11 protein-coding genes are annotated in these 13,129 nt (G+C 65.6%); 4 read left to right on the top strand and 7 right to left on the bottom strand.

Annotated elements, in window-relative coordinates:
* Positions 1-15: 15 nt before the first annotated feature.
* Together E7811_RS12745 and E7811_RS12740 are read right to left on the bottom strand one after the other, a co-directional pair.
* Positions 16-1,011: a TDT family transporter gene (locus E7811_RS12745; RefSeq protein ID WP_246020421.1), complete on the bottom strand. Its 996-nt coding sequence runs from the start codon at positions 1,009-1,011 to the stop codon at positions 16-18.
* Positions 1,012-1,102: 91 nt separating this feature from the next.
* A complete protein-coding gene (locus E7811_RS12740; protein ID WP_136395032.1) occupies positions 1,103-1,897 on the bottom strand; it encodes a phytanoyl-CoA dioxygenase family protein in 795 nt (264 codons plus the stop codon).
* Positions 1,898-1,983: 86 nt separating this feature from the next.
* Between E7811_RS12740 and E7811_RS12735 the strand changes: the two genes are divergently transcribed.
* Positions 1,984-2,871, top strand: coding sequence for a LysR family transcriptional regulator (locus E7811_RS12735; RefSeq protein ID WP_168733017.1), 888 nt, complete (start codon positions 1,984-1,986; stop codon positions 2,869-2,871).
* 28 nt (positions 2,872-2,899) lie between these two features.
* Here E7811_RS12735 and E7811_RS12730 read toward each other — a convergent pair whose 3' ends face one another.
* From E7811_RS12730 to E7811_RS12710, 5 genes are all read right to left on the bottom strand, one after another.
* Positions 2,900-3,985 (bottom strand): ABC transporter ATP-binding protein, encoded by a 1,086-nt coding sequence (locus tag E7811_RS12730; RefSeq protein ID WP_136395030.1) that lies wholly within the window; start codon positions 3,983-3,985, stop codon positions 2,900-2,902.
* Between the two features lie 15 nt (positions 3,986-4,000).
* Complete coding sequence (locus E7811_RS12725; protein ID WP_211092119.1) at positions 4,001-5,614, bottom strand: alpha-amylase family glycosyl hydrolase; 1,614 nt, start codon at positions 5,612-5,614, stop codon at positions 4,001-4,003.
* Between the two features lie 32 nt (positions 5,615-5,646).
* Complete coding sequence (locus E7811_RS12720; RefSeq protein WP_136395028.1) at positions 5,647-6,774, bottom strand: carbohydrate ABC transporter permease; 1,128 nt, start codon at positions 6,772-6,774, stop codon at positions 5,647-5,649.
* A 13-nt stretch (positions 6,775-6,787) separates the two neighbouring features.
* The gene (locus tag E7811_RS12715) at positions 6,788-7,780 is read right to left on the bottom strand and encodes a carbohydrate ABC transporter permease (RefSeq protein ID WP_136395027.1); all 993 of its coding nucleotides are present in this window, start codon (positions 7,778-7,780) and stop codon (positions 6,788-6,790) included.
* 134 nt (positions 7,781-7,914) lie between these two features.
* Complete coding sequence (locus tag E7811_RS12710; RefSeq protein WP_136395026.1) at positions 7,915-9,264, bottom strand: ABC transporter substrate-binding protein; 1,350 nt, start codon at positions 9,262-9,264, stop codon at positions 7,915-7,917.
* Positions 9,265-9,526: 262 nt separating this feature from the next.
* Here E7811_RS12710 and E7811_RS12705 point away from each other — a divergent pair, with 262 nt between their 5' ends.
* The 3 genes from E7811_RS12705 to E7811_RS12695 are packed head-to-tail and all read left to right on the top strand — an operon-like array spanning position 9,527 to position 12,935.
* Positions 9,527-10,615 carry a LacI family DNA-binding transcriptional regulator gene (locus tag E7811_RS12705; protein ID WP_136395025.1) on the top strand — a complete coding sequence of 363 codons (1,089 nt, stop codon included), beginning with the start codon at positions 9,527-9,529 and terminating at the stop codon, positions 10,613-10,615.
* 7 nt (positions 10,616-10,622) lie between these two features.
* Positions 10,623-11,945, top strand: a complete 1,323-nt coding sequence (locus tag E7811_RS12700; RefSeq protein ID WP_136395024.1) for a GH1 family beta-glucosidase — start codon at positions 10,623-10,625, stop codon at positions 11,943-11,945.
* 21 nt (positions 11,946-11,966) lie between these two features.
* Positions 11,967-12,935 (top strand): glucokinase, encoded by a 969-nt coding sequence (locus E7811_RS12695; RefSeq protein ID WP_136395023.1) that lies wholly within the window; start codon positions 11,967-11,969, stop codon positions 12,933-12,935.
* The last annotated feature ends 194 nt before the right edge of the window (positions 12,936-13,129 follow it).

The following is a 13,129-nucleotide window of genomic DNA, read 5'->3' as shown; positions in this document are numbered from 1 at the left end:
GCGACGGCCCGCACCTCACGCCTCGGCGGCGTTGGTCTTGGCGGCAAGCGCGCCCTTGGCCCAGGCCTGCATCACCCTGAAGGCAACAAAGGGGATGAACCCCACCGCAGGGATCAGCGCGAACGTGGCCGTGATGTCGAACCCAAGCGCCAGCATCGCCGAACAGAAGGCCGCCATCGGAAAGGTGAAGGCCCCCCAGAGCGGCGAGAAGCCCGAAACCGTCATCCATTGCGCGGCAAAGATCAACGCGGTGACGATCACCCCGGCCAGGACGAGGAAGCCGAGCGCGATCTGCCCCAGACCCAGCGACGCGGCGACGATGGTGAACAGGCTTGCCGGCGCCAGATGGATCGCCAGAAGCGGACGCAGCGGCGCGGGCGGAACGCGACGCACAAGCTGCACGAGGCTGGCCGCGTAGATCCCCAACGCGACGGGGATCGTGCCGTAAAGGATCCATGTCGCCAGTTCCGTCAGCCCCAGCGGCACCGCCGACACCGCGCCGATGATGAAGCCGACAAAGCTCAGGTGCCAGACGGGCGTGACCTCGCGCGCCTCGGGCGGGGCAGCCAGCAGGACGCGGATCATCACCAGCGCCAGCGCGGCGTGAAGCGCCAGGAAGGCGAACAGGATGACGCGTGCCGCATCCGGCGAGAAGGGCACCAGCGTGGCGGCAAACAGCATCCCCGACAGGTTGAGCGCGTTGATGCCCGCCCGCCCCGGCAGGACCCGCAGGTCTTCAAGCAGGACAGACGGGCGACGGGCCAGTTTTGCCCCATAGGCCACAAGGCAGAAAACCCACAGCAGGCTGACCCCGCCAAGGAACAGGTCGGGCAGCGCGGGCGTGAATTGCAGCGCCTCAGCCGCCCGACGCAACGCAAGCCCCAGACCGAACAACCCCATCACCGCCGGAAAGGCCGCCGGGGGAACGCGGGCGAAAAGCTTCGGCCTGCGGGGCGGAAATTCCGGCGCGGGATACATCTTGGGCCGGATGCGAGGGGGTTCGACGGTCATCTGCGGTTCCTTGCCTTGATGCCCCGACTTAGCGCAAAGCCCCCGCCGGTGGGAAGTGCGGCGTTACCGCACCCCTGCCCGCGTTTCCCGATCAGGCCCTGAGAACGGGGAACCAGTCCTCGCGCAGGCGCTGGCCGGGTTGCATCCCGTGGCCCGGATAGGGCGGCGAGGTGCGGCCGGGGCGTTCGACATAGCGCGCGTCCTCGCCCACCAGCCGCAGGCTGAAGGCGCGGCGCCGCGATGCGGTGGTGTTCCCGCGCGCGCCGTGCAGCGTGCGATAGTCGAAGGCGACGGCATCGCCCGGCTCCATCTGCCATTCCAGAACGGTCATGCCCTCGGCATCCGGGTCCGGCACGGGCATGTACTTGTCGCTGTCGGGGTAAAAGTTGGTTTCAGCCATCCAGCGGGTTGGCAGCACTTCCTTTTCCCAACGGTGGCTGCCCGCCACGCAGCGCAACGACGCTTCGCGCACCGGATCGAGCGGTGACCAGAAGCTGACCGTCTGCCGCCCCTCGACAAAGTAGTAGGGCCCGTCCTGATGCCAGGGCGTGGGCTTCGACGTGCCGGGTTCCTTGACCAGCACATGATCGTGGAACAGTTGCACCCGCGCCGACTGCATCAGCCGCGCGGCCACATCGGCCACGGCGCTTTCGCGGATCACACGTTCGAATTCCGGGATGCGGTCCCAGTTGCAGTAGTCGTCGAAGAACCGCCCGCCCTCGCCGGGCTTCAGGTTTTCGGCCGCATAGGGGCCGGGTTCGGCCATGTTGCGTTCGACACCCGCGCGCAGCACGTCCACCCAGTCGGCCCAGAGGCCGCGGATAAGGACCACGCCGTCGCGCTGATAGGCTTCGACCATGTCTTTGGTGATTTCGGGGATCGGCATCGGTTCGCTCCTGTTTCGCTTGGCGGGAAACTGGCACCGGGATATCATCAATTCAAATAATATCTTTGGAAGGCCGAGATAACGAATTGCTATCCGTCACCCTGCGCCAGCTTGAATACGCCGTTGCCGTCGCCCGGCACGGCACCGTCACCGCCGCGGCCGAGGCGCTGGCGATCAGCCAGCCCGCCCTCTCGGTGGCCATTGCCCAGCTTGAAGCACAACTGGGAAAGCTGCTGTTCCTGCGCCGGTCCGGCGGGCCGATCACGCCCACCTCGTTCGGGCGCGACTTCCTTGACCAGGCCGAAGCACGCCTGGTCGACATCGGCAGGCTGATGCAGGGCGAAGCGGTTTCGGCCCTGCCCGTGCGCCTTGCGGTGTTCGAGGATCTGGCGCCGGTTCTTCTGGCGCCGATCCTGGCGCGGCTGGTTCCCACGGATCTGCCGGTGGCCCCCGTGGTCCGAGGGTTCGAGGACATCAGCGAGGGCCTCAGGCGCGGCCAGATCGACCTGGCCGTCACCTATGATCTGGGGCTGCCCCTTGGCACCACGCGGCAGGAACTGGCGCGCCTGCCGCCCCATGCGGTGCTGGCGGCGGCCCATCCACTGGCCGCGCGGGCGGGCGTGTCGCTGGCCGAACTGGCGGCCGAACCCCTGCTTCTTGCCGATCAGGGCCTGTCGCTGGGGCACATGCGGGCGCTGTTCGCGCGGCGCGGGCTGTCGCCGCGGGTCGCGCACCGCACAGCGACGCTGGAACTGATGCGCAGTTTCGCGGCGAACGGGATGGGGGTGGGCCTGTCCTACACCCGGCCCGCCCCCGCCGAAAGCTATGACGGGCGCCCGCTTGTCACGCGCCCCATCCTTGACGCTGGACCGGGCGAGCCGGTGGTGCTGGCGATGTCGGATGTGAACCCGTTGTCCCATGCGGCCCAAACGCTTTCCCGCGCGCTGGAGGGCGTCGCGGCGCTGCTGGCGTGACCAGAGCGCCCGCCGCAGCGGGCCGCGATCAGCGATAAAGCAGCGACCGGCCGTTATGGAACAGGTGGATCTTCTTCGGATCGGCCGAAAGCCTGACCGGCTTGCGCCGCAGTTCCGAATGGATGCCGGGCAGCTTGGCCACCACCTGCGTCCCGTCTTCCTGCCGCTTGAAGTAAAGCAGCGTGACCTCGCCAAGCGCCTCGGTGATCTCCACCTCGCCGGTGAAAAGCGGCTCACCCTCGGTCGGAGCCAGGTCTTCGGGGCGCACGCCCAGCTTCACCTTCATTCCCATGTCGGCGGTCTGCGTCGGGATCGCGGCCCGCGCCACGCCGCCATGATCCAGACGGATCACGGTTTCCGCGCCGGTTTCGACCACCTCGCCCGGCATCAGGTTCATCGCCGGGCTGCCGATGAACTGCGCCACGAATTCGTTCTCAGGCCGTTCGTACAGGTCCAGCGGCGTGCCAACCTGGCTGATCCCGCCCCCGGCCAGAACGACGATGCGGCTGGCCAGCGTCATCGCCTCCACCTGGTCGTGGGTGACGTAGATCATGGTCGAGTCGGGCATCGCCTCTTTCAGCTGCGCGATCTCGATCCGGGTCGCCACGCGCAGCGCGGCATCAAGGTTCGACAGCGGTTCGTCGAACAGATAAACCTTTGGATCGCGCACGATGGCCCGCCCGATCGCCACGCGCTGGCGCTGGCCGCCCGACAGCGCCTTGGGCAGGCGATCCAGATAGGGCGTCAGTTGCAGGATGTGTGCGGCCTTGTCCACGGCGGCCCGGATTTCCTCGGCCGACTTCTTCGCGATCTTCAGCGCAAAGGCCATGTTGTCGCGCACCGTCATGTGCGGATAAAGCGCGTAGGACTGGAACACCATCGCGATCCCGCGTTGCGCGGGCGGCACGTCGTTCATCCGCATCCCGTCGATGGCGAAATCGCCCCCGGTGATCCGCTCCAGCCCTGCGATCATCCGCAAAAGCGTGGATTTGCCGCAACCCGACGGCCCGACAAAGACAATGAGTTCGCCGGTCTTGATGTCGAGGTTGATGTTCGACAGAACCTTCACCTCGCCATAGGCCTTTTCGACATTCGTCAGCTTGAGATCGGCCATCCTTCCCGCCCCCTGTCAGATTCGTTGCATCAGGCAGAACTGCCACGGCCCCAGAACCAGCGCCCCGCCCGCAGGCGTCACGGCCCCCAGTTCGGCCCCGATGGGGTGCCACTTACCCTCTGGAAGGGGCATGTCCGCCGGCACCTCGCCCAGGTTGAAGGCGCAGAAAACCTGACCATCATCGCCCCGAAGGAAGCTGACGGCATCGCCCGCAGCCTTCGGCAGGGTCATCGCCCCGGTCCTGAGCATGGGATGCGCGTGCCGGAAGGCCAAAGCGGCGCGGTAATGTTCCAGCATCGACCCGGTCCGCCCCGCCTGCGCCGACACCGCCCGCGCCAGATGCGCCCCGGCGACCGGAAGCCAGGCCCTTTCGGCCACGGAAAACCCGCCCAGGCGGTTGTCGGCCTCCCAGACCATGGGCGTGCGGCAGCCGTCGCGGCCCTTGAACTCGGGCCAGAATTCGATGCCGTAGGGATCCTGCAGATCCTCATAGGCGACGTCGGCCTCGGGCAGGCCCAGTTCCTCGCCCTGATAAAGGCAGACCGACCCGCGCAGGCACATCAGCAGAACCGTGTAAGCCCTTGCTGCGTCATCGGAAAGGCCCCAGCGGGTGACATGGCGCACGACATCGTGGTTGGAATAGGCCCAGCAGGGCCAGGCATCCGGCGCCTCGGCTGTCATCCGGGCGAAGGTGTCGGACAGAAGCCGCGCGGTCAGGCGCGCGGGTTGCAGCATCTCGAACGGATAGCACATCTGCACCTTGTCCCCGCCCGAGGTGTACTGCGCCATGATTTCCAGCCCGCGCTGCGCATCGCCGACCTCGCCCACGGCCGCCGCCCCGTAGGGGTTCAGCACCGCGCGGAATTTCTTCAGGAATTCAAGGTTCTCGGGCTGGTTCTTGTCGAACAAGTGCAGCTGGTGGTTATAGGGGTTGACCGAGGGCGCAATGGTGTCGTTGCGCAACTCCGGCGGCAGCGGAGGATTGTCGCGCAGGTACCTGTCGGCAATGTAGAAATTGATTGTATCCAGGCGGAACCCGTCCACCCTCCGGTCCAGCCAGAAGCGCGCGACATCCAGCAGCGCCTCCTGCACGTCGGGGCAGTGGAAGTTCAGATCGGGTTGCGAGGTCAGGAAATTGTGGAGATAGTACTGCCGCCGCCGCCCGTCCCATTGCCAGGCCGGCCCGCCGAAGATCGAAAGCCAGTTGTTCGGCGCGGTCCCGTCTGGCTTCGGATCGGCCCAGACATACCAGTCGGCCTTCGGGTTGGTCCGGTCCTTGCGGCTTTCGCGGAACCAGGGGTGCTGATCGGAGGTGTGCGACAGCACAAGATCGATCATCACCCGAAGGCCCAGATCATGCGCCCGCCCGACAAGCGCGTCGAAATCCGCCAGCGTTCCGAACATCGGATCGACGTCGCAGTAATCGCTGACGTCATAGCCGAAATCCTTCATCGGGCTGGTGAAGAACGGGCTGATCCAGATTGCATCGGCGCCAAGCCCGGCGATGTGGTCCAGCCGGGCGGTGATCCCCTTCAGGTCGCCGATCCCGTCGCCATCGCTGTCCTGATAACTGCGCGGATAGATCTGGTAGATCACCGCACCGCGCCACCAGTCCGGATCGAAGGGCATGGCTCCGGTCATTGTCATTACCTCTGCTTTCGTCACTTCACCGACCCCGCCAGAAGCCCGCGCACCAGGTATTTCTGCATCGCGAAGAACACCACCAGCGGCACGAAGATCGACACGAAGGCCGAGGTGGCAAGGATTTCCCATTCGCCCCCGCGCGAGCCCAGAAGTTCGCGCAGGACGCCCGTCATCACCAACTGGTCCTGGTTGTTGCCAAGGAACACGGTGGCGACCAGAAGATCGTTCCATACCCAGAGGAACTGGAAGATCGCGAAGGAGGCCAGCGCCGGGAAGCTGAGCGGCAGGATGATCTTGAGGAAGATCTGGAAATCGGTCGCGCCATCGACGCGCGCGCTTTCGATGATCTCTCGCGGCAGGCCGACCATGTAGTTGCGCAGAAGATAAACCGCCAGCGGCAGGCCGAACCCGGAATGCGCCAGCCAGATGCCGATGTATTCCTTCCCGATTCCCAACTGGTTGTGCAGTTTCAGAAGCGGGATCAGCGCCAGTTGCAGCGGCACGACCAGAAGCCCCACGATCCCCGCGATCAACAGCGCCCGGCCCGGAAACTCCATCCAGGCCAGCGCATAGGCGGCGAAGGCCGCGATCAGGATCGGGATCACCGTCGCCGGGATCGTCACCGTCATGGTGTTGAGAAAGGCCCGGCCCAACCCTTCGGCCCCGAGGACGCGGGCGTAATTCTCGGTCGTCAGGCGCGGCGGCGTGGTGGCGGTAAAGAAGATGCGCGGGCTGCGTCCCTCGAACGCGGTGGTCGAGGTCAGCCGATAGCTGCCGTCCGTCGCCACCGTCAGCGACACGCCCTCGCCCAGATCGGCGGTCTCGCCGGCGGCATAGGCGGTGGGGTCGCGCGACGATGTGCCGAAGCGCGACACCTCGCCCTTGCCCTCGGGCAGGACTGTGCCCGCGATCACCCAAAGATCGCCCTCCTGCAGCTGGGTGTCGGCATCGCCCGCACGGGCGATTTCGTTCGCTTCCGAGGACACGGCCGCATTCCACCATCCGCTGGCGGAAATCTGGTCGCGGTCGCGGAAGGAGGATACCAGCAGCCCGAAGGTCGGGATGGTCCACAAGACGACCAGCGCGATCACCGCAAGGTTCACGGTCCAGACGAGGCTCGACTTGGTTCCGGCGATGTTGTCCATGACGTCCCCCGTCTCAGCGCATTTCGGCGCGGGCGTTGCGGATGTTCCAGATCATGATCGGCGTCACCAGCAGCATGATCACAAGCGCGATGGCCGAGGCGCGGCCGGTGTCGTTGCCGCGGAACATCCAGTCGAACATCAGGTTCGCTAGAACCTGCGTGCCCCACTGGCCGTTGGTCATGGCAAGCACGATGTCAAAAACCTTCAGCACCGTGATCGTGATCGTGGTCCAGACGACGGCGATCGTTCCCCAGATCTGCGGCACCTTGATCTTGAAGAAGATCTGGAGCGGGCTTGCACCGTCAAGGATGGCGGCCTCGACCGTCTCTTCGGGGATGCCGCGCAGCGCCGCCGACAGGATCACCATCGCAAATCCGGTCTGGATCCAGATCAGCACGATCATCAGGAAGAAGTTGTTCCAGAACGGAATTGTCAACCAGGTCTGCGCCGAGCCACCGAAGGATTCCACCATGGCGTTCAGCAGGCCGATCTCGCGCTGGCCTTCGCCGCGGTAGTCATAGATGAACTTCCAGATCACCGAGGCGCCGATGAAGGAAATCGCCATCGGCATGAAGATCAGCGCCTTCGCCAGATTGCCCCAGCGGATACGGTCGGTCAGCGCCGCGGCCAGAAGCCCGAAAAAGGTCGAGGCCGCAGGCACCACCAAAAGCCACAGCATGTTGTTCTTCATCGATTCCCGAAACTTCTCGTCGCCCAGAAGCCAGGTGTAGTTGGCCGCGCCGACGAAACGGTTGCCGCTGGAATCGTGGAACGACAGCCAGACCGACACGAAGAAGGGGTAGACCAGATAGACACACAGCAAGAGGATCGCAGGCAGAAGGAAAAGCCAGGGCCGGATCGCGGTTGCACGGCTGATGTTCGCGCCCGCATTCGGGCCACGCGGCGGATAAAGCGCGTCCAGCGCCATGTTCGACAGGAAGAAATAGGCGACGCAGCCAAAGACACCGATGATGATCGTGGCCGATGCCATGAAGAGTTGTTCCATCCGGGTCCCCTCCCCTTGAACCTTGCGGCCTTGACCCTTTGGCCATGCCCGTTCGGCCGCCTGCGGTCAGCGCGCCTGAGCACTGTCCGCGCGGGTGGCCCCGCGCGGACAGGTCACTCGTCCCAGGTTACCACTTATTGAAGAGCATCCCAGTTCTTCTGGATGTCGGCGGCCACATCGACCGCAGCCTTGCCGCCCTGATAATCCACCATCCCGGTCCAGAATGCGCCCGCGCCGATGGCGCCCGGCATCAGGTCGGACCCGTCGAAGCGGAAGGTGGTCGCGTTCAGAAGGATGTCACCCATCTTCTTCAGCGTCGGATCGCCGTAGGTTTCCGTGTTCACGCCCTTGTGCGGGGTCAGGAAGCCCTTCTGCGCCATCCAGATCTCATGCGCGATGGGGGTCTTCAGGAACTCGATGAAGGCACGCGCTGCCGGGCTGTCCTTGGTCAGGCCAAAGACGGTGCCGGCACCCAGGACGGGCTGGCCCAGATCCTTTTCGGCATAGGCCGGGAAGTAGAAGAAATCGGCATCCTCGCCGATCACCGTGCCCTCCGGGAAGAAGGAGGGAATGAACGAGGCCTGACGGTGCATGTAGCACTGCGGCGGGCTGGCAAAGAGCCCCTTCGGGCTGTCGCGGAAGTCAACCGAGGCCACACCGGCCGCACCGCCCGCCACATAGGCATCGTTGCGTGAAAAGGCGCCGTATTCCTCGATCGCGGCGACCACGGCCGCATCGGTGAACTTCAGTTCGTTCGACACCCACTTGTCATAGTTCTCGGGCGTCGTGGTGCGCAACATCATGTCCTCGACCCAGTCGGTGGCGGGCCATCCGGTCGCGCCCCCCGATCCCAGGCCGATGCACCACGGCGTGCCGCCATCGGCGACGATCTTGTCGGTCAGCGCCTTCAGGTCTTCCATCGTGGCGGGCACTTCATAGCCCGCATCCTCGAAATTCTCGGGCACATACCAGACCAGCGACTTCACATCGACCTTGTAGAAGAACCCGAACAGGCCGGAATTGCCGTCCTTGCCGGGGAAGGTCGCCAGATCCACCCAGGATTGGCCCGCGGCATAGTTGTCCCTGATCCAGGTCGCCGTGTCGGCCCCCAGATCGACCAGATGCCCCTTGGCGGCCAGGTCACGGGCCAGGCCCGGCTGCGGGAATACGGCGATGTCGGGCGGGCTGCCCGCCTCGGTGTCGATGACGATCTGCTGTTCGAAACTGTCCGACCCGTTGTAGTTCACCTTGGCCCCGGTCGCCGCCTCGAAATAGGCGATCACGCTTTCGACCAGATCCTTGTCCGGGCCAAGCCAGGGGCCGAGGATGGTGATTTCCTGCCCGCTCAGATCCTGCTTGAACGCCTCGTAGGACGCCCAGTTGAATTTCGCATCCTCGCCGGGTGCAAACCGCAGGTCCTGCGCGAAGGCGCCACCGGCAACTAGCGCAAGCGCCGCTGCGCCCGCGAAGAGTTTGGCTTTCATGTCTTCCTCCCAATAACCAGCGCGTCGCGCCGACCATCCACTCGGCTCCGCCCTTCGGAACGGAATCGTTTTCAAACCGCTTTGGATACCTCAGTTATGCGACAGTCCGGCGACAAGTCAACTTTTGAGTGCAGAAAACCCGTTTATTCTGCGGCTGCAAAATGGATTTTCACCCACTGCGGGGCGCTATCCCTTTGACGCGCCAGCGATCGAAGGTTAACCTGCTCGCCGGATTTGAAAGCGTTTTGGAACCCGCGCGCCGATGAACCTCAAGGAGCTTGCCCGCAGGCTGGACCTGTCGCCTACCACCGTCAGCCGGGCGCTGAACGGCTACCCCGAGGTCAACGAGGCCACCCGCGAAAGGGTGGTCGCCGCGGCACGGCGCTACAACTACCAGCCGAACACGCGGGCGATCCGCCTGGCCACGGGGCGCGCGATGGCAATCGGCCACGTCATCCCGATCGCGACGCGGCACGAGATCGTCAACCCGGTTTTCGCGGATTTCATCGCCGGCGCGGGCGAGGTCTATTCCCGGTCGGGCTATGACATGGTCCTGTCGGTCGTGCCCGACGAGGCCGAGGAACAGACCTACCGGGACCTGAAGTCGCGCGGTACGGTCGATGGCGTGATCGTCCATGCCCCGCGTCTGGACGACCCGCGCCTGCCTCTCCTGCGCGAGGTCGGGCTGCCCTTCGTCGTGCATGGCCGGTCCAGCGGATCGGCCGAACCCTATTCCTGGGTCGACGTGAACAACCGGCGCGCCTTCCGCCGGGCCACCGAATTCCTGCTGGACCTGGGCCATCGGCGCATCGCCCTTGTCAACGGGCTGGAGTTCATGGACTTCGCCATCCGCCGCCGCGCGGGCTATACCGAGGCGCTGGCCGAACGCGGCATTGCGTCAGATCCGGCCATCATGTTTTCCGACGAGATGACCGAATCTTCGGGCTACCGCGCCGCGAAAGCCGCCCTTGCCCTGCCCGATCCGCCGACCGCCTTGCTGGTCGCCTCGATCATCTCGGCCATGGGGGTGCGCCGCGCGATCGAGGAAGCCGGGTTGAAGCTCGGGCGCGATGTGTCGGTCATCATCCACGACGACGAACTCAGCTATCTGAAGAACGGCGAAGAGGTGCCGATCTTCACCGCGACGCGGTCCTCGGTCCGGCTGGCGGGGCGGCTGGCGGCGGAAATGCTGATCGACATGATGGGCCATCCGGGTGGCCCTCCGCGCGAACGGCTGCTCGAGGCCGAACTGATCATCGGCCAATCGACCGGCCCGCTGCAATCGAACGCCACGTCCCATGGCGCCCTGCCCGACGCCCCGGCGCTCGCCGCCGGTGCCGCCAAACCCTGAGGTTCCCATGCTGGCCGGTCGCTCCCTTTTCCCCGAAGGCTTCCTGTTCGGGGTTGCCACCGCCGCCTACCAGATCGAGGGGTCGGGCTTTGGCGGCTGCGGGCCGTCGCACTGGGACAGCTTCTCAGCCACCCCCGGCAATGTGGTCCGCGCCGAGAATGGCCGCGTGGCCTGCGACCATTACCACCGCTGGCCCGAGGATCTGGATCTGATCCGCGACGCGGGGCTTGATGCCTACCGCTTCTCGATCAACTGGTCGCGACTGATGCCGGACGGCCGGCGCCTGAACGACGAGGGCGCGGCCTTCTACGACCGGCTGATCGACGGAATGCTGGAACGCGGGCTGAAACCTTTCCTGACGCTCTATCACTGGGACCTGCCCTCGGCACTGGCCGATCACGGCGGATGGGCCAACCGCGACACGGCAGAACGGTTCGCCGATTATGCCGAAAAGGTGGTCGGGCTTTACGGCGACCGGCTCGCCTCGGTCGCCACCATCAACGAACCCTGGTGCGTGGCGTGGCTGTCGCATTTCCTGGGCCATCACGCGCCCGGCCTGCGCGACATCCGCGCCGCGGCGCGGGCGATGCATCACATCCTCGTGGCGCATGGGCTGGCAACGCAGGCAATGCGCGCCCGCAGCCAGAAGGAGATCGGGATCGTCCTGAATTTCGACCGCGCCTTCCCCGCGTCCGACAGCGAGGCGGATCAGGCGGCCGCGGCGGTGCAGGACGCGATCTTCAACCGATGGTTCATCGAGGCGATCACCCGCGCCGAATATCCGGCCGAGGCGCTTGAGGGGCTGGCCCCCCACATGCCCGAGGGTTGGGAACGCGACATGGGGCTCATCGCGCAGCCGCTCGACTGGCTTGGGGTGAACTACTACACCCGCCACATCCATGCCGCCGCCCCCGATGCCACATGGCCCGCCACGCGTGAGGTCGAGGGCCCCTTGCCCAAGACACAGATGGGCTGGGAAATTCATCCCGAGGGGCTGGAATATTTCCTGAAGCGGCTTGCCCGCGACCATGTCGGCGACCTGCCGATTCACGTCACGGAAAACGGCATGGCGCACGCCGACACGATCTTGAACGGCAGTGTGAACGATCATGCCCGGATCGACTTCATGCAGGGCCATTTCCAGACCAGCCTGAACGCGATCGCCGCGGGCGTGAACGTGAAGGGGTTCTTCTACTGGTCTCTGATGGACAATTTCGAATGGGCCTTCGGCTATGAAAAGCGCTTCGGGCTTGTCCATGTGGATTTCGCCACCTTGGCAAGGACCCCGAAAGCGTCCTATCACGCCTTGGCGGACGCGCTGCGGCGCTAGACCCGAGGGACGACCGACATCATGGCAGGCACGCCGCATCTATCCATCGTGGCCGACATCGGCGGGACCAACACGCGCGTTGCCATCGCCGAAGGCATGCGGCTGCGTGAAGGGTCGATACGGCGCTATCGCAACGCCGAATTCGCCGGGCTGGAGACGATCCTGCGGACCTATGTGACCGAGACGGGCGCCGCCTGCGAAGGCGCCTGCGTCGCGGCGGCAGGGCCCGTTCGCGACGGCGTGGCCGAGATGACCAACCTTTCGTGGGTGATCGACGGCGACCAGCTGCACCGTGCCACCGGCGCAAGGCGCGTGGCGATCCTGAACGACCTCCAGGCGCAGGGGCATGCGCTCGGCCATATCGCGCCCGAAAACCTCGCCACTGTGATCGACGGACCGGACGACCCTGCCGCGGCCAAGCTGGTGATCGGCGCGGGAACCGGCTTCAACGCGGCCCCGGTGCATGAAACGCCCTGGGGTCGGCATGTGGCGGCGTCTGAATGCGGTCACGCGGGCATGCCCGTGCGATCGGAGTCCGATCTGCGGCTTGCCCGCTTCGTCGAGACGGCGCATGGCTTTCCCGGCGTCGAGGACGTACTGGCCGGCCGCGGGCTGGAGCGGCTATATGCCTTCACGGCCGCCGCGGCCGGACACCCCGCCGAACTGACTGCGGCCGAGATCATGGCCGCCATCGACCGGGCCGATCCGCTGGCGCTTGAGACGGGGCGGCTCTATGCACGGCTTCTGGGCGGCGAGGTCGGCAATCTCGCGCTGATCCACCTGCCCTTTGGCGGGATCTACCTCTGCGGCGGTGTGGCCCGCGCCTTCACCGCCCACCTTTCCGCCTTCGGCTTTGCCGAGGCTTTCCGCGACAAGGGCCGGTTTTCCGGCTTCATGGGAAATTTCCGTGTTCAGGTGATCGAGGACGACTACGCCGCCCTGATCGGCTGCGCCGCCCATCTGGGCCAGATCGCCCGTGCGGACGGATAGGAAAAGGGGGGCTGTCTGCCCCCCTCGGCCTGCGGCCTCACCCCCCGAGGGTATTTCGGTCAGGTTGAATGAAAATTTGACTCAAATTGGCGACACCGGATTTCGTCGCGCCCTTTCAGTCTGGTGAAAATATCCCGGGGGTGAGGGCCGAAGGCGCGAGGGGGCAGAGCCCCCTCGCGCCCTCTCCGCCTGCG

It is taken from the genome of Aliigemmobacter aestuarii (assembly GCF_004799285.1).
Classification (GTDB): domain Bacteria; phylum Pseudomonadota; class Alphaproteobacteria; order Rhodobacterales; family Rhodobacteraceae; genus Aliigemmobacter; species Aliigemmobacter aestuarii.
The sequence above is the reverse complement of the archived record's forward strand: the minus strand, read 5'-3'. Positions and strand labels throughout refer to the sequence as shown.

What these genes read in the sequence shown, in the direction of transcription:
- E7811_RS12745 (WP_246020421.1), bottom strand. Translation starts at nt 1,011, where the DNA reads ATGACCGTCGAACCCCCTCGCATCCGGCCCAAGATGTATCCCGCGCCG.
- E7811_RS12740 (WP_136395032.1), bottom strand. Translation starts at nt 1,897, where the DNA reads ATGCCGATCCCCGAAATCACCAAAGACATGGTCGAAGCCTATCAGCGC.
- E7811_RS12730 (WP_136395030.1), bottom strand. Translation starts at nt 3,985, where the DNA reads ATGGCCGATCTCAAGCTGACGAATGTCGAAAAGGCCTATGGCGAGGTG.
- E7811_RS12725 (WP_211092119.1), bottom strand. Translation starts at nt 5,614, where the DNA reads ATGCCCTTCGATCCGGACTGGTGGCGCGGTGCGGTGATCTACCAGATC.
- E7811_RS12720 (WP_136395028.1), bottom strand. Translation starts at nt 6,774, where the DNA reads ATGGACAACATCGCCGGAACCAAGTCGAGCCTCGTCTGGACCGTGAAC.
- E7811_RS12715 (WP_136395027.1), bottom strand. Translation starts at nt 7,780, where the DNA reads ATGGAACAACTCTTCATGGCATCGGCCACGATCATCATCGGTGTCTTT.
- E7811_RS12710 (WP_136395026.1), bottom strand. Translation starts at nt 9,264, where the DNA reads ATGAAAGCCAAACTCTTCGCGGGCGCAGCGGCGCTTGCGCTAGTTGCC.
- E7811_RS12705 (WP_136395025.1), top strand. Translation starts at nt 9,527, where the DNA reads ATGAACCTCAAGGAGCTTGCCCGCAGGCTGGACCTGTCGCCTACCACC.
- E7811_RS12700 (WP_136395024.1), top strand. Translation starts at nt 10,623, where the DNA reads ATGCTGGCCGGTCGCTCCCTTTTCCCCGAAGGCTTCCTGTTCGGGGTT.
- E7811_RS12695 (WP_136395023.1), top strand. Translation starts at nt 11,967, where the DNA reads ATGGCAGGCACGCCGCATCTATCCATCGTGGCCGACATCGGCGGGACC.